This window comes from Mariniblastus fucicola, assembly GCF_008087665.1.
GTDB lineage: Bacteria > Planctomycetota > Planctomycetia > Pirellulales > Pirellulaceae > Mariniblastus > Mariniblastus fucicola.
The window spans coordinates 879,071-898,448 of the sequence record NZ_CP042912.1; the positions used below are offsets into that span (position 1 = coordinate 879,071).

At 54.0% G+C, this 19,378-nt stretch carries 11 protein-coding genes; 7 read left to right on the top strand and 4 right to left on the bottom strand.

Annotation, left to right across the window (positions count from 1 at the left end; all coding sequences use genetic code 11):
• Positions 1-18 precede the first annotated feature (18 nt).
• The 4 genes from MFFC18_RS03210 to MFFC18_RS03225 all read right to left on the bottom strand — a co-directional run bounded on the left by MFFC18_RS03210 (position 19) and on the right by MFFC18_RS03225 (position 4,633).
• Positions 19-585 carry a GNAT family N-acetyltransferase gene (locus MFFC18_RS03210; protein WP_075085246.1) on the bottom strand — a complete coding sequence of 189 codons (567 nt, stop codon included), beginning with the start codon at positions 583-585 and terminating at the stop codon, positions 19-21.
• Between the two features lie 6 nt (positions 586-591).
• The gene (locus MFFC18_RS03215) at positions 592-2,706 is read right to left on the bottom strand and encodes a hypothetical protein (RefSeq protein ID WP_075085245.1); all 2,115 of its coding nucleotides are present in this window, start codon (positions 2,704-2,706) and stop codon (positions 592-594) included.
• Positions 2,707-2,763: 57 nt separating this feature from the next.
• Positions 2,764-3,810 carry a vWA domain-containing protein gene (locus MFFC18_RS03220; RefSeq protein ID WP_075085244.1) on the bottom strand — a complete coding sequence of 349 codons (1,047 nt, stop codon included), beginning with the start codon at positions 3,808-3,810 and terminating at the stop codon, positions 2,764-2,766.
• Positions 3,811-3,964: 154 nt separating this feature from the next.
• Complete coding sequence (locus MFFC18_RS03225) at positions 3,965-4,633, bottom strand: carboxypeptidase-like regulatory domain-containing protein (RefSeq protein WP_157665189.1); 669 nt, start codon at positions 4,631-4,633, stop codon at positions 3,965-3,967.
• A gap of 714 nt (positions 4,634-5,347) precedes the next feature.
• On the opposite strand from MFFC18_RS03225, the gene MFFC18_RS03230 reads away from it, so the two are divergent.
• The 7 genes from MFFC18_RS03230 to MFFC18_RS03260 all read left to right on the top strand — a co-directional run bounded on the left by MFFC18_RS03230 (position 5,348) and on the right by MFFC18_RS03260 (position 19,364).
• Complete coding sequence (locus tag MFFC18_RS03230) at positions 5,348-6,418, top strand: AAA family ATPase (RefSeq protein ID WP_075085241.1); 1,071 nt, start codon at positions 5,348-5,350, stop codon at positions 6,416-6,418.
• Positions 6,419-6,503: 85 nt separating this feature from the next.
• A complete protein-coding gene (locus tag MFFC18_RS03235) occupies positions 6,504-7,418 on the top strand; it encodes a DUF58 domain-containing protein (RefSeq protein WP_075085240.1) in 915 nt (304 codons plus the stop codon).
• Between the two features lie 81 nt (positions 7,419-7,499).
• The gene (locus MFFC18_RS03240; protein ID WP_148618610.1) at positions 7,500-9,779 is read left to right on the top strand and encodes a BatA domain-containing protein; all 2,280 of its coding nucleotides are present in this window, start codon (positions 7,500-7,502) and stop codon (positions 9,777-9,779) included.
• Between the two features lie 2 nt (positions 9,780-9,781).
• A complete protein-coding gene (locus tag MFFC18_RS03245) occupies positions 9,782-12,304 on the top strand; it encodes an outer membrane protein assembly factor BamB family protein (protein ID WP_084417222.1) in 2,523 nt (840 codons plus the stop codon).
• Between the two features lie 2 nt (positions 12,305-12,306).
• Positions 12,307-14,886 (top strand): VWA domain-containing protein, encoded by a 2,580-nt coding sequence (locus MFFC18_RS03250; RefSeq protein ID WP_075085237.1) that lies wholly within the window; start codon positions 12,307-12,309, stop codon positions 14,884-14,886.
• Positions 14,887-17,130, top strand: a complete 2,244-nt coding sequence (locus MFFC18_RS03255; RefSeq protein ID WP_075085236.1) for a hypothetical protein — start codon at positions 14,887-14,889, stop codon at positions 17,128-17,130.
• Positions 17,131-17,210: 80 nt separating this feature from the next.
• Positions 17,211-19,364 (top strand): hypothetical protein, encoded by a 2,154-nt coding sequence (locus tag MFFC18_RS03260; RefSeq protein WP_075085235.1) that lies wholly within the window; start codon positions 17,211-17,213, stop codon positions 19,362-19,364.
• Positions 19,365-19,378 lie beyond the last annotated feature (14 nt).

Consider the following 19,378-nt stretch of genomic DNA (forward strand, 5'->3'; position numbering starts at 1 on the left):
ATTCTAAGCCACTGGCGATCAAATCACAGACGAGATTTCGGCGGACTTGAAGACGACTTTCAGAATCCGAAATCCAAGACGCTCGTACAGTCGGTACGCCCGAGAGTTATTGGCGGTAACTTCCAAAGTCACAAATCGAACGCCGACCGTTGCGAATCCGGCAAGGCATTTCTTCACAATTGCAGTCCCCAGTCCCATGCCGCGGAACTGGGCTGTGATTCCGATGTTCTGGATCGAGCCGACGTCTTTCTGTTCGCGGATGCCCTGCACGGTCCCGATGCTCTGCGTGCAATGGTTAAGCGGATCGGTCCAGGTCATCAGCCAGGTTGCTTCCGGGACGAACCCGCTGCGGGAACTGATCTCATTCATTAACCGCTCGCAACCGTCCGCATCGCCAAGGCAAGGGAAAACATTGCAGTCGATTTCATTCTGAAAACTCAAATGTTTGGCGTTCGCATGAGCCTCGACAAGCGCATCATTCCACGCGTGCAGTTGGATCCCCGGAGGCAGCGCGATGTCTTCGAAGTCGCCGTACTCCTGCAGATCGATTTGCATTCGATAGCGTTTGAAATAGCTGACTTGCATGAAACGCTACTCCTGCGGCGGGACGACCGAGATGATTCTGGAGGTAGGAATCGAAACTTCATTGCCGCCGAAAGTTACGGTCGCTTCGCGTGCATTGATCGACGTCAACTCAAACAGCCCGCCCTTGGAGTAAACGATCATCTCTCCGCCATCGAGCCGCAAACAACCTTCACTCGCAATCATGCCAGACGGTTTTGCGAACCAGATCGTCGGCAGTTCGAACTCGTCCAGCTTACTGGCGTCGAAAGTGAATTCAGATTTTCTGGGTGCGACTGAATCTGCAAAATCGTCCGATCGCTGATCGACTTTCGTTTCGCCAGGCTCGTGCAAAGGTTCGGTAAGTACATCGCCGTCGGACCAGCGGAAACCTTTTTCGTCAAACACTACCTCTGGCGTCGTGACGCGACATCCCGGATAAACCAGAACGTTGTTGCCGCGTTCAAAATCGCCAGCAAGCGGAAGTCTTGGCGGACGTCCCGCTGGCCAAATCGCGACGACATCCTGCCGAGTCAACTCTTGCTGCAAAGTTTTGCTGCGAAGCTTCGTTCCAGGAGTCCACTGGACGATGCTGTTGTCACGAAGCATTGCCATCCAGTTCGAATCGTTCTTTAACCTTTTCGGCAACGGTTTGGGAACCGGTTTGAGCGCGACTGTATTGGCAACGTCCAGGCTGACGGTCAGTTGTCGCACGTTACGAGCACTGATTTCGATTCGATCCGGCCCGAACATACGCACCGCAGTCGCTGGCACGACGTCTCCGTTTCGACCAAGGAAATGGCGATCGGTGCGTCCGCTGTCGACCGGGACGGGAGCGGAATACATGATGCTGTCGACCGCGTAGTCCTTGTCGACTTTCAGATTTGAGCGAGCCTTGTCCAGCTGCCGCTTCATCGCGTCCTTCTCGACTTTAACCGCGTCGCTATCGGCAATTTTCGAGTACGCGGCTTCTTTTTCTTTCACCAATCGCCGTCGGGAATCGAGAACCCAGGGGTTCGACAGGACGCGAAGTTTGGCAATCGGAACGGACGAGCTGATGCCGCAGAACGTGCAAGGTTCGTCGTTCGATTCGCAAACTCCAATCAGTCGACCTTTTGAATCGTAAGCTTGCAACAACATGTCGCGGCTGTGGTTCACTCGCGACAGGAACAGTCCGAAACTGTTGACGCCATGCGGAACGCTGCCCTTTCCGGGTTGGCAGAACGTGATCTCCATCACGCCCTGAAATCGTTTAACGGATCGCGTCTTTGACGGGTAAACGCAAACCGAGTTTCCTCCGACCGGTTTGTCGCCGCCTTTAATGTTGTAGCCGCTGACACCAACGCAACCCATCGGGAACTCGGTGCCCAGTTTCAGGCCGAACGGAACAAAATGGCCAGTGATGTTTTTGTCGAGCGATTGCAATGGCGTGCCGTCGGGTTTATTCTCGAAATCGACCAGTTTCAGATTGCGATTTTCCATAAAGCTGGCGTGGTCGTGATAAAGTTTCGTCTCGATGACAGGACGAGTGCGAGGGCGAGTCTTCAGGTCTGCGACGCCTGCCGTGATTTGGGCTAGACGTTTGCGAGGCACCGAAACGGTTTCCCCGCGAGTAATGAACTGGAGGTCGTTGCTGCCTGCGTCACCGGTAAGCTTCGTGCCGTCGGTGAGAGTCAGGATATCCAACGCGAACCCCGTTTGCTTTTGAGAGCCGCTTTTCAACGACGACAGGATTCGACCCAGTCGATAGATGCCGTCCGGAGTCGTGAGGGTGCTGTTGCGTTCGATCAGCGAACGAAATCGTTTGCCGTTTTTCGTAAGCTGCTTTTCAGCTTCTTCGCGGGCGAAAAAATCATCCGAGTCCAGATCGTTGATCAGCTTCAGGGTTTGTGCCAACTGTTCGCTTGCCGGTTCCATGGTCAGCGTCAGCGACTCGATGCGCGACACGTCGATCAACTGCTTGGTCATTTGCCCAAGCTCCGAAACGTTCGTCCAACCGAGCTTCGAATCTGCAAAATTGCTGGTCAGGATCGTGCCGTCACGATATTCCAGCTGGAAAGCTTTACTTTCCTGCGGCTCTGTTTTTACAGGAGCCAGCAGCACACAAGCCGATGCAATTATTCCGACGATCGTTCTGAAAATCATGGCAGGCTGGCCTTTTGGTTGGAGCGTTCGAATCAAACGAGCAAGGACAAATCAGCCTTATTCATCCCAGTCACGAACATCAATATACCTGAACGTGCCGTTACATTCGCTGGCCAATCGCATCATAAAGTTCGAGGACTCCTGCTGCGTACCGAGTCCAAACTGAATGCAATGGAACTCGGCATTGCCCGCCACGCGACGAATCAGTTTCAGCTGAGACGCGGTCAGGCCGGGATAGCCGCCGTCGGTTAACAGCACAATCGCGTCCGGTCGAAACGCAAGTCCGGCGTTGATTCCGTAATTGTGTTCGGTGGCTCCGAAAGCCGCCAGGTTCTGCAGAAACGGTTTGACGAGAGCCTTGTTCGAGTCGGTCGCTGGCAAAAGTTGCCGTTTTGAAATCGTTACCGTTCGGCTGTGGTACGCCACGATCTGAAATTCGTGGTTGGGTTTCAGTTGTTGAATCGCCGAACTCAATTCGGTTTGAGCCCTCGCCAAAACTCCCAGCCCCTGGCTGCCCATGCTGCGGGATCGATCGATAATGAACACGAACCGCCGGCCCGTCATGTTCGTACCATCAAACACATTGATCGACATCGGATCGCCTTTGGGCTGGCGAGACTTCAGTCGCCTCTGTTCCCGAGCGATCTCTGCAAGTTCTGCTTCGGAGAGTTCGAACTGATGAGTCGCAGCATCGGTGTGCGACTCGTTTACCATTTCGGTAGCGTTGGGCGTCGGTTCAATCGGTGGTGGCCCGGGCAAACTTTCAACGACAGGCATGTCGATCGCAGGTGCAGTTTCGGCGGCAGCAGCAGCGGCTGCCGCAGCGACAGCCGTTTCGTCCAGCGTTTCCTCAATGTCTTCTTCGGTGAGGAAGTCTTCCTGCTGATTTTCGTCGATGGAAGTCAGCACAATGCTTCCGCGCCTCAGCGGTTCATCAGGAGTCGGCGAACGAAAAATCGAAAACAGCAGCACGGCCAAACCCAGCAGACAGCCGTGCAGCAGCAGTGACATCAAAAGCGAAGCGGATCGCCGCTGCCTGAAGCGCTCGAAGTTTTCTGGTTGCGCTGCGGTTTCTGGCAACGCCGAGTTTGGCTGAGCCGACATCTGTCCTCCGGGTTAGCCTTTATTATTGCACGACGCCGACATCAAACCAGTCGAATTTGTCAGTCCCGAAGACTGAGGGGTGAGATGATGACACGAAAAAAGGTCGAACCTGAAACCAGATTCGACCTTTGATTTTGTGTTCAGCTCAATCGGCTTAGCGATCAGGGCTTGAATCTTCCAGAGCCGCAAGGCCACCGGCGAGACCACCGATGAACAGCAGGCGACGAGGGCTGCTGAGCAGTCCACGGCCAAGGCGTCCGCCCAAACGGCCTCCGGCAACGCTGCCGCCGCCGTATCCGCCACCAAAACCAGATCCGCTGCATGTGTTGCAAGCAGGGCTTGGAGCGAAAGATGTTACTGGAGCAGAACCGTAGCTGTCGTAGATTACGTCAGGAGCAGCGCTGTTGAGCATGACTGTGCTTGGAGCAGCCGGCGTTGATTTCGCGAACGGTGCAACGGTCAGCAACTTGGAACCAACAAGGCCTGCGGCTGAACCGACGACCTGATAAGGACCTGGATGAACGTTTGCGAAAGAAAAGCTGCCTGTTGAATCAGTCGTCACAGAGTCGATGACTTTGCCCTGAGAAACGAGTGATACTTTGGCATTTGGAACTTGAGTGATTTGGTCAGCAGAAGACGTCAAAACGTTTCCTGTCAGTTCGCCATCGGCTGAAAGCATCGCTGCTTCGCCGCTATCGGCAACGTTGATCGTTGCAGGTTGAGTTTCGGTGGCGATGTCTGCTTCCTGAGCCATGACCGGGGAAGCGATCAGGCAGACTGCTGCCACGGTGGTGATTTTTTTGAAGACGTTGTCAAGGAGCATTTGTGTTTCCTTCGCGGGTGGGGTTCGATAGTTGTTGGCTCGCCCGGTCAATTTTGGGCTTTGCCAAACATTGCTTGCAGGGATCGCGAAAAACGAAAAAAGTTTAAAAAGTTGGTATCCCCTAACAAATGCTGAGTTTGACGATTGTCCTGAAAGCATCGGCGATACCGTTCAGGAGCGTTCAAAACCAGAGGGCTCAACGAAACGTTTCGAATCACTTTCGAGTCGTCGAACCTGCATTTGCACGGGGTGCGATATATCGACTTTCGAAAATTGACGGCCCTGAAATCCAGTCGCATCGATCGCGGGCGAAACTTCGCCAGGATCCGCCCGCATGTATTCGCGGTCGCAATGGTTTTGCAGGATTTCGCTCGTGATGAGTGATCGCCGCACACACCCGGGCAATTTGGCGCAAGGTTTGAAACTGGATGTTCAATGCAGGCCCAAATGTGTCCAAGCAGTTTCTTGGTACATGTTCGAACAATTCCACGCCAGCAATCTTGTGCTTCGCCCCGAGCGATACTGCGATTTGCAATCCCAAATGGCGGCTTTTTGACAACAATTCTTCCCGCAGCCAAAATCCTGCAACCTTTGGGCACTTCGGGAGTTGTTAATAAGCAGGTGGCGGTTTTTGACGCTAGAATGGTCTGTAAGAAAGGCGCTGCCGAGCTAAACCGCTGCGCCGATGACACAAAATAAAGGGATCAAGCCGATATGAACGACCAGAGAACGGGGCAGCCAGAACTTGGTAGCGAAGATATCGCCGCATTGGAAAAACTGAGTTCCGCTTACCAGTCTGTTGGCCGCGAGCTCTCGAAAATCATCGTCGGGCAGCAGGAAGTCATCGAACAGTTGATGATCGCGATCTTTGCTCGAGGCCACTGTTTGCTCGAAGGCGTTCCGGGGCTGGCGAAGACTTTGATGGTCAGCACGCTGGCTCGAACAATGAATCTGGATTTCGCACGGATTCAGTTTACGCCTGACCTGATGCCCAGTGACATCGTGGGCACCGAAGTGATCCAGGAAGACAAGACTTCCGGAAAGCGTGAGTTCAAGTTTCTCAAAGGTCCCGTTTTCTCAAACGTCATCCTGGCGGACGAAATCAACCGTACGCCACCGAAGACTCAGGCCGCGTTGCTGGAAGCGATGCAGGAAAAGCAGGTCACGATCGGTGGTCAGCGTCACGAGTTACCGGCTCCGTTCTTTGTTCTGGCGACTCAAAACCCGATCGAGCAGGAAGGAACCTATACGCTTCCCGAAGCTCAGCAGGATCGTTTCATGTTCAAGGTGTTCGTGAAATACCCCAGCTACGAGGAAGAGTTTCGGATTGCTGAAACCACGACGGCGGATATCAAAGTCGACGTCGAGCAGATTCTCAGCGGCGAAGAAATTCTGCGACTGCAACAGCTTGTTCGTCGAGTTCCCGTTCCATCCCACGTGATTCATTTCGCTTTGCGTCTGGTTCGTGCAACTCGAATTCTCGAAGACGACTGTCCGGATTTCGTGAAGGAGTCAATCAGTTGGGGAGCGGGCCCGCGTGGTGTGCAAAACCTGCTGGTCGGAGCCAAAGCGCGTGCGGTCCTCGAGGGGCGAACTTTCGTCAACACCGATGATGTCAAAGCGGTCGCTCGCCCGGTGCTGCGGCATCGCGTGATTACGAACTTTAGCGCGGAATCGTCCGGGATAACTTCGGACGATATCATTGACCGGTTGCTTGTGGAGATTCCTGACCGCAGCGATGGCGACAAGATTGCGCCCGAGTTGGCAAATGCCTTCGGTGGGTAGTTTTTTCGTTGCGATGGCTTAGCCGTCGTTTTGCGCTGTCAACGGCTTGAAGCCGTCGTTACGTTTGCCTGACCTGATGAACTCAATGCCCGAAACCTCCAAACCAGATTATCTCGATCCGGAAACGCTGGACAAAATCAAGCGTCTTGACGTGAAGGCTCGTCTGGTGGTCGAAGGCTTCGTGACCGGTCAGCACCGTTCGCCTCACAATGGTTTCGCGATCGAGTTCGCGGCGCATCGGGAGTACGCACCCGGAGACGATCTGCGGCACATCGACTGGAAGGTCTGGTCCAAGACTGATCGGCTGTACATCAAGGAGTACGAAGAGGAAACGAACCTCAAGTGCCATCTGCTGGTGGACTGTAGCAAGTCCATGCGTTACGGCGAAGCGACGGGACGCAGCAAGTTTGACTATGCCGCCACGGCTGCGGCAAGCGTTGCGGTCCTGATGCAGCAACAGGCAGATTCGGTCGGGCTGGTACTTTTTAGCAATCAGATCGACAAGACATTGCGAAACAGCTCACATCCTTCGCACATCAAGGCGATCTTGCACGAGCTTGAGCAGGCTGAACCGGAAAACAAAACCGATGTCAGCGACCCGTTCATGGCGCTCGCGTCGCAGTTGAGTTCGCGAGGGATGGTGGTGCTGTTTTCCGATCTGTTTCTGGATCCGGAAGAACTCGGCAAGTCCTTGCAGCAATTTCGTCTTCGCCGCCATGAAGTGATCGTGTTTCACGTCATGCACCACGACGAACTTGAGTTTCCCTTCGAGGACAACACGCTGTTTCGTGGCCTTGAGGTCGAAGCAGAGTTGCATACCGAACCGCGGGCGCTACGGAAATCCTATCTCGAAGCGGTGGACCGCTATATGAAACGAGTCAAAAAAGTCTGTGGCGCGGCGGGCATCGACCACGTGTTGCTGGATACCTCGAAGTCTCTCGGCGGCGTGCTGGCTTCCTATTTGAACTTCAGAGCCAAATCGAGAAGGAAGCTGCGTTAGTTCTGGTTGCGGCGTCAGGCTGCGGCTTCTGCAACGTCGGCTTCCGGCGAGCACAAACTCCCAAACCAATCCAAAACAAATATGCTTAGCTGGTTTTTCAATCCATGGATGCTGATGGGTGGCCTCGCGGTTGCGTCGCCGATCCTGATCCATCTGCTCAACAAACGACGCTTCAAGATTGTCGAATGGGCAGCCATGGACTTTCTGTTTGACGCGGAAAAGAAAAACAAACGCCGCGTCCAGATCGAAAACATGATCCTGCTGTTGCTGCGTTGTTTGGCGATGTTGCTGATTGCCCTGATGCTGGCCAGACCTTTTCTTCCATCGAATGTTATCGGAGCGTTTTCGCAAACGCGTCAGCTTGAGCGAATCATCGTGATCGACGACTCGTTGTCGCAACGCGTGCTGGTTGATTCGATACCAGCGATGCAAAAGACCAAAGAAAGCGTCAAGGATTTGTTGCGTGGTTTCGCGTCTTCGAATGAAAGCGAAGACTGGGTGAGCGTTTGGCTGACCAGCGACCCGTCGCAGCGACTGATCGACTATAAGCCGCTAACTGAAAGCACGTTGCCGGAGATTTTGCAGGTCGTTGAGCAGATTGACTGTTCAGATCAGGTTGCCGACTACAGCGCTTCGTTAGGTGAGCTTGATCGGTATTTGCAAGGCCAGCGTGAAGATGTTGGTCGGGCTGTTTACATCTATTCTGACTTGCGAGACCGCGACTGGCGCCCGCTCGCCAATCAGGATGCTGAAGCGGCGCCGCGAAATGTTGCCAAGCGAATCGGCGAAAACTCAGTCGGCACGTTTGTTGTCGATACGGGTGGCGAGCAGGATCAGAACCTCGCCATCACCGGCATTCGTCCTGATGGGCTGTTGGTGTCGGACAAATCCGTCAGCTTTTTGGTCGACGTGACGAACTTTGGCAAACAGACGGTCAACGAAATCAGCGTCCTGTTTCAGGTCAACGACGCTCAGGCAGAATACGAATCGATCGGAGTCCTCGGTCCCGGGAAAACAGAAACACTGGTTTTCAACTATTTCTTCAACCGCCCTGCCCCGAACGATTTGCTGAATCAAAACTTGCAGCGTAAGAGCCGCGTTCGAAATTTTCGGATTCGCGCTGAGATCGACCGTCAGTCGCTGGGTGAAGATCTGAAGCAGGATCAGCTGATCGAAGACAGTTCGCGATTTTACGCCGCCCGGATTCTCGAAGGCATTCCTGTGCTGCTGGTCGACGGCGATCCTTCGGCGATCTCGGAACGTAGCGAAACGCATTATCTGCAATCGCTGAACGTGCCTGGCACGGGGTTGTCGATGACGGATGTGACCGTTAGTGAGCTGGAAACTGTTTCCCTGGCGGACTTTCAAATCATCTTTCTGTGTAACGTCGATGAGGCATCTCCCGATCGAATCAAGGAGTTGACCAAGTGGGTCGAAGACGGCGGATCGTTGGTTTTCATGCCGGGCAATCGTGTTCGGGCGACGACATTTAACGATGCGTTTCACCGAAGTGGTGATGGGCTTTCGCCGTTGAAGCTTGATCGCATGGCCGGTGATCCGACGATGAGCCGCTGGGTGAACTTTGAGCCCGACCCGCAAGTCCACCCGTCGCTTCGCGTGATCCTCGAAAGCGACGCTTCGAGTCTTGGCAAAATCGATGTGTTCAGCTGGTGGACTTCGATTCTGGACGAAAATCTGATCGGCAAAACGGTTTCGGTTCCGCTGCGTTTGACTGACAAAGACAATTCTCCGGCGATGGTGGATCGTACTCTCGGCAATGGACGCGTCATCGTGTTCACGATTCCTGGCGATGGCGATTGGACCATGTGGCCCAGCAGTCCAACCTATGCACCGGTGATGATCGACTTGATCGATTACCTGTTGGGGCAATCCAAAGAAGCTTCGACGATTTTGTTAGGCGACACGATTTCGCAACCGATTGATTTGAGTGCGTTCGCGAACCGCGCGACACTGCGAGATCCGGCTGAAGAGTCGGTCGAAGCGGTTGCCAAGCCTGTCGATGCTGAGGATTCTGACGCAATCATTCAGGAAGTGACCTTTGAAAACACAGGCCGAGCCGGTTTTTACGATTTGAAGTTTCAGCGACATGATGGCGGAACTGAATCGACGCTCTATGCGTCCAATTACGACCCGCAGGAGAGTCGGCTGGATCGTTTGGCCCCGACTGAGCAGGAAGACTTTTTCTCGGGCAAGAACCTGCAACTGATTTCTGGCGAGGAGTTGGCCAGCCAGTCGGTTTCAGGTAGCAACACGGAGATTTGGCTGCAGATTTTGATGATCCTGTTCGGTGTTTTGGTGACCGAACAACTGTTGGCATACTGGTGGGGGCGAAAGAGATAGTCATGAAAGCTATACCTTGCATTCGGATCCTTGCTGTCACTGTTCTCGTGTTTGGGTTTGCCGTCCCCAATGCGTTCGCACAACTGCGTCGACTGGCCGATCCGGTGATCATCGAGCCGGGAGCGCTGCGACGCGTTCGTGTGTTTGGCGCTTTGGATGTAGCGGCTGGCAGAGCGAGCTCTGAAGATGGAGAAGCTCAGGAAGTTGCCGGCGCGGTTCTTAAAACGGATCCCGATCTCGAAGCGTTGCTCGACAAAGCCAACCGTCATGCAAGCGAAGGTAACTTTCGTGTCGCCACACGTCTGTGGCAGGCGGTGCTCGAACGCAGCGGCGATTCGCTCTACAGCGAAGACGAAATCAACTACTACTCGATCAGTGATCAGGTCGAGCAGATTCTTGCCCAGCTTCCTGCCGAAGCGTTGGATATTTATCGTGTGACGGCGGATGCGTCTGCGAAACAGATTTTGGCCGAAGCCGATGATCCGAACGACATTGCAGCATTGATGCGAGTTGCAGGGAACTTTTTCGTTAGCTCTGAAGGAGACGACGCCGCGTTTCGGTTGGGTTGTCTGTACCTTGACCGTCACGATTTTTCAGGAGCGCTTCGCGTGTTCAGGAAGATCGCGTCCCAGCATCCTGACCCTTCAGTTTCGCTCGACGAAGTCCATGCCAGGATCGCGATTTGCCATGCGTTTATGGGGAACCCGGATTTGGCTCGCGATTCGCTTTCGGCCGGTCGTGGATACGGCGCCGATTCGGCAGCGATCGATGCTGTTGAGCGTTCGATTGTCAGCATCGCGCCAACGGACACGCGTGATGCAGCGCTCTCTCAGTGGAAGACTTCGCACGGAAATTCAAAGCGGCTTGCGGCGATGCCGTCTCTTCCAGATTCCTCGTTCACGGTGGATCAGGTTGCAAAGTGGCAGTTCTTTGTGCCGCCGCGCGACGATCGATACATCAGTCGCCCGGAAACGATCGGCAAAGTGCTTGCCGGCGAAAAAAGCCATGGCGAGTACGCTGCCTCGACTCGCAATCCGGTCGAGAAAAAGATGGTTGCTGAGTGGGCTGAGAAAGGCTGGCGTCCGGCAGGCCATCTGCTGTTTGACGAAAACCAGATCTATTTCAAGGCACCTGCAGACGTGATCGCGTTTGACCGAAAAAAGATCGCGGACTTGATTGCCTCTTCGCCCGATCCTCTGCAAGACAAATCATCCGAACCCAGAAGCACAGGTTTTGACATCGAAGATTTTGCTTCCTGGCGCAGTGTTTGGCGAAACGTGTTTGAGGTTGATCCGGCGACGACTCGCAAGCAGCAACTTTCTGGCGCGCGGCAAAGAATCAATATTCGTCGCACGGGCCGTCAGGTCAATTCGGCGACCAAGCTGGCTCTGTTCCCGAAAACGATGCACTTTGATGACCTGATTCACCAGCAAATGTCGATGCTTGACGGAGTCGTTTATACGATCGAAGGCAAATCATTCAATGATCGCAGCAGACACGCGGCCGCGCGACAGGTGAACCATGGCTGGAACGTGAACTTTCGCCGGACGCGTACCAATTTCCTGACGGCTTACGAAAGTGAGTCGGGGCGAATGCTGTGGCGGTTGCCGCGAGTCAACATTCCCGAGTCGCCTTCCTATGATCCGACGAAAAAACCTGAGGACATCGACGAGACTGATCGCTGGCTTCGCAGTGGCGGAATGATGGCGGCACCGGTCAAGTTCGCGGATCTGCTAATCGTTCCAGTGAATCAGAACGGAGCCATTCATCTTTATGGAATCGATCCGGCGAACGAAGGCCAAACTGTTTGGTCGGCGTTTCTGTGCGACGAGCCCGAAACGGGTTCGGTGGCGACGTCTCCGATCAACTTGACGATTGACGGCAGCGACCTGTTTGTGACTTGCGGGACGGGAGTCCTGTTTGTGGTCGATCCGACGACCGGGAAAATTCGCTTTGCAAAACGCTATACACGCTCGGGTGAGACCAATGATTTACTGCGTCGCTCGTTCAATTCGATCATGACAGACTTCGACGGTTGGAGCAGTGACGTGATCCTGCCTAATGGTCGCGAGTTAATTTGTCTGTGCAGCGATACGGATGAGATCGTTGCGATCGATCGCAATAACGGTTCGATGGTTTGGAAAACGAGTTTGCGACCATACGGCGCGAAAGTTGACTACATCATTGGAGCCTGGGGAGATCTGTTGTACCTCGGCGGCAAGCAGACCATCATCGCGATCGATCTCAAAGCCGAAGGTTACGTTGCGTGGGGTGGCGAGCCGATGTTCGATGGCTCAAACTCGACAGGCCGTGGCATGGTGACGCCGCAAGGAGTCTTCGTGCCGGTCGGCAACGCGATCTGGCGGTTCGGACTCAAGGCCAAAAAGGGCCGCGCGGAAGTTCTGAATCAGGTCGAAGCTTTCCTGGGAACGGAAGCTCCGGTTGGAAATTTATATAGCGATGGCGAGCGAATCTGGGTGCACGGTGCATCTCGACTGTACGCGTTGTCACCGAAAGAGGAATAGAGTTGAACCTGATCGCTGAAAATTCCGGAATCTTGCAGTGGCTTGTTGGCGAACGCCCCGACCGCACGGGAACGCCTGCGCTGCAGTGGGCGAACCTTCCCGAGTCCTGGGGCGTGTTTGTGCTGATCGCGATCGTCGGGCTTTTATGCTACGGAGTGTTCTGGCTTTACAAACGCGAGATCAACACCTGTCCGATGCCGGTCAAAATGTTGATGGCCGGGATTCGCCTGTTTGTGTTGCTGTTGTTGGTGCTACTGTTTCTCAAACCATCGCTCTATTTTCAAAAAGTCGACGAAGTTCGACCGCCGATCGAGTTGCTGCGCGATTCCAGTTTGTCGCTGGCACGCGGGGATTTGTATCGCAATGACGAACAGGTCAAACTGTTGGCTGGATTGACCGGGCTGGATGCGGATTCGATCGACGCCGGATCGATTTCACGAACCGAGTTGTTGAATCGTGCTTTTGAAAAGCACCCGGAAATTCTGGAGCAAATGCGACTCAAGGGCCCCGTGCATGTCGTGGACTTTGCAGATGGCTCCACGCCGTACGAGCTGATTCCATCGATCACGCAAGAAGACCTCGACCAGGCTGCCGCGGGCAAGGGCTCTGATGAACAGGATTCGGCGGTGGAAGACTCGCCTGTTAAAGAAGATCCGGCAACGGAATCTGTCGATGTAAAATTGCCGGAACTGATTGCGTCGGGCGCCGCGACCGACATCTGGCAGGCGCTAAAGAATGTGCTCGATGCGACAACGACGCCGTCATCGATCGTGTTGATCAGCGAAGGCCAGCACAACGGCAATGGTGATCCGTTGGAGATGGCCGAGAAAGCCGCCTCGCTGGATATTCCTATCTACACGATTGGCGTCGGTGATCCGAATCCGCCCAAAAACGTTGCTGTTAAAGAAGTCTACGTTCGCAACAAAGCCTATCCGGACGAGCCGTTTGAGGTCGAAGCCGTCGTGCAGACCAGTCGTCGCAACGAAACCAATTTGCCCGCCCGTTTGAAGGTCGCCTTGCTTGAACAGCGCCGCGATTCGACAGGAAAGCTGTCCCAGCCGATCGAAGTTAAATCCGAAAGCGTCAACGTGCCTGAAAACGGCGGACGCATCCGGCTGAATTTTCAGCACGCGACCAATCGCCCTGGAAAGTACGTCTACACGGTTCGCAGTGAAACGCTGCCCGACGAAACCGACACTGACGACAATGAGTTGGTGTCATCGCAGTTGGAAGTCGTCGACGAGAAAGTCAAGGTGCTGCTGATTTCCGGTTTGCCGAACTGGGACTACCAACAGGTTTACAAGCTGTTGCAACGAGATCAGACGATCGATCTCAGCTGCTGGCTGCAGTCGATGGACGAATCACGTCCGCAGGAAGGCAACACGCCGATCACGCGACTGCCGCAGACGATTGAAGAGCTGGGGCAGTACAACGTTATTCTTTTGCTTGATCCGGATCCGAGCGAGTTCGACGATCGCTGGGTCGGACTGTTGAAGGACTTTTGCGAATACAAAGCCGGCGGCGTGATGTTCATGGCCGGGCCGCAGTTCTCCAGCGAGTTTCTGACCAAACCCAGCCTGAAACCATTTCGCGACATCGTCCCGGTTCGCTTTGGTGATCTTGAAGAAATCGAAGTCAACGAAGCCCTCGCGTCGGCGACCGATGACCGCGCTGGCAAAATGCTGCTGGTCCCTTTCAATATGGACCATCCGGTGATGAGCTTTCGCAGCGAACCGGAAGAGAATCTCAAGATCTGGAATCTGATGCCCGGGATTTATTGGAGCTTTCCTGCTTCACGGGCCAAGCCGACGGCTCGGGTGTTGATGGAGCGTGGTGATCAGGTTAGCGCCGAAGGCAACCAACCGCTGATGGTGTCCGGCCGTTTCGGTGCCGGTTCCGTTTTGTATCTCGGTTTCCAGGGAACGTGGCGCTGGCGTCCAATCGGTTTGCAGGCTCAATACTTTGATCGGTTTTGGATTCAGGTTGTCCGTTTTCTGGTCGAGACACGTTCCTTGCAGGGATCGCGCCGCGGATTCATTGATCGCGAGAAAACCGAATACGAACTTGGTCAGCGTGTGACGTTGGTGGCCCGGTTGTTGGATGAGCAGTTTAAACCTTCCAAAGAGCCGACGTTTGATGCGGTGATCAAGTCCGACGACGGTCGCGAGCAAACGATCAAGCTCAAGCTGCTGCCGAACCAGGAAGGGCGATACGAAGGCTCGTTTCCGGCGACGCGAATCGGCGCCTACGAAGCAACGGTCAAGATCGGTGACTCTGCGGAAAAGCTAATTGACCCGGTCTCCTTTCGAGTGGTGTCGCCAAGTGCTGAAACCGGATCGTACTGGCTCAATGAGAAACTGTTGCGAGACATTTCGGATCGTTCAGGCGGGCAATATTTTCGCCTTGATTCAATCAGAAAGCTTCCTGACGTTTTGCCGAACACGGTTGAGCGTTTTACGTTTAACAGTCCGCCAGAACCGCTGTGGGATGCCAGCCCCAAGTTGCGTTGGCTAATCTTTTTGCTGCCCGTTGTGTTGCTGACAATCGAATGGGCCGCGCGAAAATGGTACAAGTTGTTGTAAATGAACGCTAAACCGAACAAATCAATTCCCAAAACGATTCTTGATCGATTGTCGGCCCTGCGGTCTCAGTTGACTCAATGGATTGTCGTGCGCGGACTGTCGCGATGGTTGTTGATCGTGCTGGGCGTGTTGCTGTTGGACATCCTGATTGATCGCGTCTTTAAGATGGACTTCAGCCAGCGGCTGATCATGTTGGGCGTAATGATCGTCGTCGCGGCCCTGTTCCTGTTCTGGAGATTGCTCAAGCCCCTCGCTGCCATGCCTGGCAATGACGCGTTACTGCATGAGATCGAACGCGGCAACGGTTCGCTCAAAGAAAGCATCATCAGCAGCGTCGAGCTTTCGCGAGTTGAAGATTTCGAATCTGTTGGCGTTTCCCGGGAACTGGCTTCGTTGTCGATCGAAAAAGGCATCAAAGACGCACAGCAAATTGACTTTGGCAAAGTCATCGACCGTGACGCGCACCGCAAGAATCTTGGCATCCTTGGCGTCGGAGCAGTCGCCCTGGTACTGCTGGGGGTCGGCGTCGGCACAACGAACTTTCTTGGCACCTGGTTTAATCGAAATATTTTGCTGGGTGACCAACAGTGGCCTCAAGGGACGTATCTGGAAATCGTTGGCGCCAAAGACGGTGTCGTAACGTTGCCTCGCGGTGTGAACCATCGACAACTGGTCCAGATCACCGAAGATTCGACAGTGACCGACATTAGCCTGAATCTGGAGATCGAAAATTCGGGCGGCGGTCGTACGATTTACAGCATGAAGCCGACCGGAAAACTGGACGGTCGCCAACACGCTTTTGTGTTCAACAATATTTCGTCGACTTTCCGATTCAGAGCCAGCGGCGGCGATGATGTGACCGAGTGGGTTTCTGTCGATTTGGTCGAACCGCCAGCAATTGTGGAGCTGGATATGAAAGTCCATTTGCCTGGCTACACGCAGGCGGATCCGGTTTCGCTCAAAGGCGATGGGCCGCATCCAGTGTTGGCGGGAAGTTGGTTGGAGGTCAATGCGACGACGAACAAGCCGATCGAGACTGCCGTTTTGAAAAGCGGTGAAACAGTCTTTCCGATGAAGCTGGCCGAAGACGGGCTGACGTTTACGGCTTCTCCTGGAAAGGATTCAAAGCTGGTCAGCGGACCTTATGAATTTTCGCTTTCCGATGAAGGTGGCTTGGGCAACGCACGGAAATCGAAGTTTACGCTTTCGCTCAAAGAAGACGCGGTTCCACGAGTTCGGGCTGAACTGCTCGGGATCAGCGGTTTGATTTCGACTCGGGCCATGTTGCCAACCGAATATCAGGTGGCCGATGAGTACGGTTTGCAGGATATTCAGTTTGCGGCCAACTGGAAAACGGAGCAACCGCAACCAGATCAGGCTCAGTCTACAACCGCCATGATTGCGACGCTCGAACAGCAGGAATCCAGTCCGTGGCGAAGCGCGGAAAATGTAGCCGTGTTCGATATCCTGCCGATGCAATTGCCGCCAGGGACAAGCCTGCGGTTGGCTGTCGTGGCTCACGACAATCGGCCCGATACGCCTGGCGAGGGCAAGTCTCAGGAGTTCCTGCTGCGAGTGGTGACCGATGATGAATTGCGAGCCGACCTGTTGCGTCGCGAAGACGAGCAACGCAAAGCGTTTGAGCAGGCTTATGAGATTCAGCTTTCACTTGCGACAGAGTTGGAGGCACTTTCGATTAGCCGACCGGAAGGTGGCCAGAGCGAAGTTGACTTTCACAAGCAACGCGAAATGAAACTGCTTGGTTTGGTCCGCGACCAGAAAGGCATTGGAACCGCGATCGATCGGATTGCGACACGCTTCGAAGAGTTCCTTGTCGAGATCGGGAACAACCGGCTTGAGGAAGCCGAAAAAGAAGTCGTTCCTGGCCGGCCTGGCATTGAAGAACGCTACAACAACCGAATCATCCAACCGATTCGTGAACTTGATACCGAATTGATTACGCTGGCGACCCAGTATCTCGACAACTGTCGTCGCGTGGAGCAAAATCCGCCGGAGCTCGACAAAGCTGTCCAGCAAACGGGCGAGACACAACAACTGATTCTTGAACGCATGAAAGTTATTCTCGAAGCGATGAACGATTCGAGATCCTTTCAGGACTTCCTCAATAAACTGCTGGAACTGAAGAGCATCGAGGAAGGTATCAAGAAAGCGAATCAGGAGAAGATGAAACCGAAGGATATTTTTGACGACGCCGATCCCGACGATATCTTTGATGACGAGTAAAACGGTGGCGTAGGCTTGGGGCCTGCGGATGTTCAGGTGAGAGGCCTGAGCCGCCAAACATATGCACATTGGAGCTTGCCATGAACAGCTTTCCGAAACTGGCCGTCTGTCTTTCGATCGCATTTGCGATGTTTTGCGGCAACCTGTTCGCTCAGGATACTCAGGATCAAAAGTCCGAACTCGCGGTTCGCCAGCGTCAGGTTGAGCGGAAGATGGTCGAGCTTGAAGCCATGTTCACTGCCGCGGCAGAACGCATTCGGGAGAAAGATCCCAAGCGTGCTGATCGCCTGATCAAAACGTATCAGAAATCGAAAGAGCAATCGCTGTCGAAGAAGATGGCCAATGTCAGTGCATTGCTGGACGAAGGCAGTTTTGCCGAAGCCGATAAAGAGCTCGACGAAGTCATTCAGGTGCTCGAGTCGATGATTCGATTGCTGACCAACGACAAGGAAAAAACGGTCTCGAAGAAAGAAGAAATCGCGTCGCTCGAAAAGTTTAAGCGTGAGATTCAAAAACAGCTGGAAGAGCAACGAAAGCAGACTGCAGAGAACAAGAAGGTTGGAAACAAGAAGCAGGCGATCGAAAATCTCAAGGCTCAGATCAAAAAGCTTGAAGGTTTGATCAAGCAGCAGGACGAGAACATTTCTGAAACGAAAGCCAACCTGAAATCAGGGTTGCGAAAGCTTGATAAACTCGCGGACAAACAGTTTCAGATTCGCAAAGAGACCGAAGAGTTGGCGAACGCGATTCGCGAACAGAAAATGAAGCAGGACGAACCTGGCGATCAGGTCAGTGCCAAAAAAGACGCCGATGGAAAGCCAACTGATGCAAAGCCCGGTGACGGCAAGCCCGGCGAAAAGAAGGACGGTTCGGATTCGGAGAACAAGGAAGACAAAAAACTGGAAGAGCTGCAGAAGCGAAAAGAGGATTTGGAGAGAAAGCTGCAGGAAGGCGAGGGAAAGCCTGGCGATGGCAAACCCGGCGAGAAGAAAGATGGCAAGCCTTCCGACGGCAAGCCTGGTGAGAAGAAAGACGGCAAGCCTTCGGATGGTAAACCTTCGGATGGTAAACCCGGCGAAAGTAAGTCTGGCGAACAGAAGTCCGGGCAGCAGCAACCGAAGCCGCAGCAGCCCGGTTCCAAACAGCTCGACAAGGCCGCCGAAAGGCAACGGATGGCAGAAGAAAAACTGGCCAGTGGCAAACCTCAGGACGCTGCACGTCAACAAGAGGCTGCGAAGGAAGAACTCGAAGAAGCGCTCAAGGAACTGAAGAAAGAGCAACGTCGTCTCGAGTCGTTGCCGCCGGAAGCTCTCAAGCAGTTGGCCGACAAGCAGCGTCGGACGCGCGACAAAACAATGGACATCCTTGAGGAGATGAAAAAGGCTCCCAAGTCCAAGGACGAGCAACAGGAAGGCCAGCAGCCTGGCAAGCCAAATCAGGCTGGACAGAAGCCGGCTGAACAGGCCGGCGGTGCGATGAAAAAGGCGGCTGATGACCTGGATAAAAATGACTCCAAGAAAGCCGAACAGGAACAGAAAAAGGCCGAAGAGAAACTTGAGGAAACGATCGAAGAACTCGAGGAACGTCTGAAGCAGCTTCGTGAGGAAACCCGCGAGGAAAAACTGGCTCGCCTCGAATCGCGATTCAGCGAGATGCTCAAGCGTCAGCAAATTGCTTCGATTATGACGATCGAGCTCGACGACAAACGTACGAATCTTGGACAAATACGCCGCCGCGATCAGCTGTTGATTTTGCGTTTGGCGACAGAAGAAATTCAAATCCACGAACTGGGACAACAGGCTTATGACTTGCTTGTTGAAGACGGAACCAGCGTCGTATTTCCGGAGGTCGTTGAGGACTTGAAGAAAGACCTGGTGGAAGCCGGCGAGCTTCTGCAATCCGAGAAAACGACTCAGTACACACAGCTTGTCCAAAAGGAAATTGAAACCACGATCGAGGATCTGATCGACGCGCTCAAAGAAGAACAAAAGAAAGGCGGCGGCGGTGGAGGCGGCGGAGGCGGCGGCAAACAACCGTTGCTGAAAAAGAGTGCCGAGCTGAAGATGCTTCGCATGCGGCAGCGTCGAGTGAACCGTCGCACAATAAAAATTGAGGAAATGAGAGATAACCCTGACCTCGCCGAAATTTTGCGGAAAGAGTCCGATGATGCCGCGGAAATCCAGCGGAAAATCATCGAGATGACCGAGCGAATCATGGAAGATGCCCAGCAATAGGGCTCTGCTTGCAG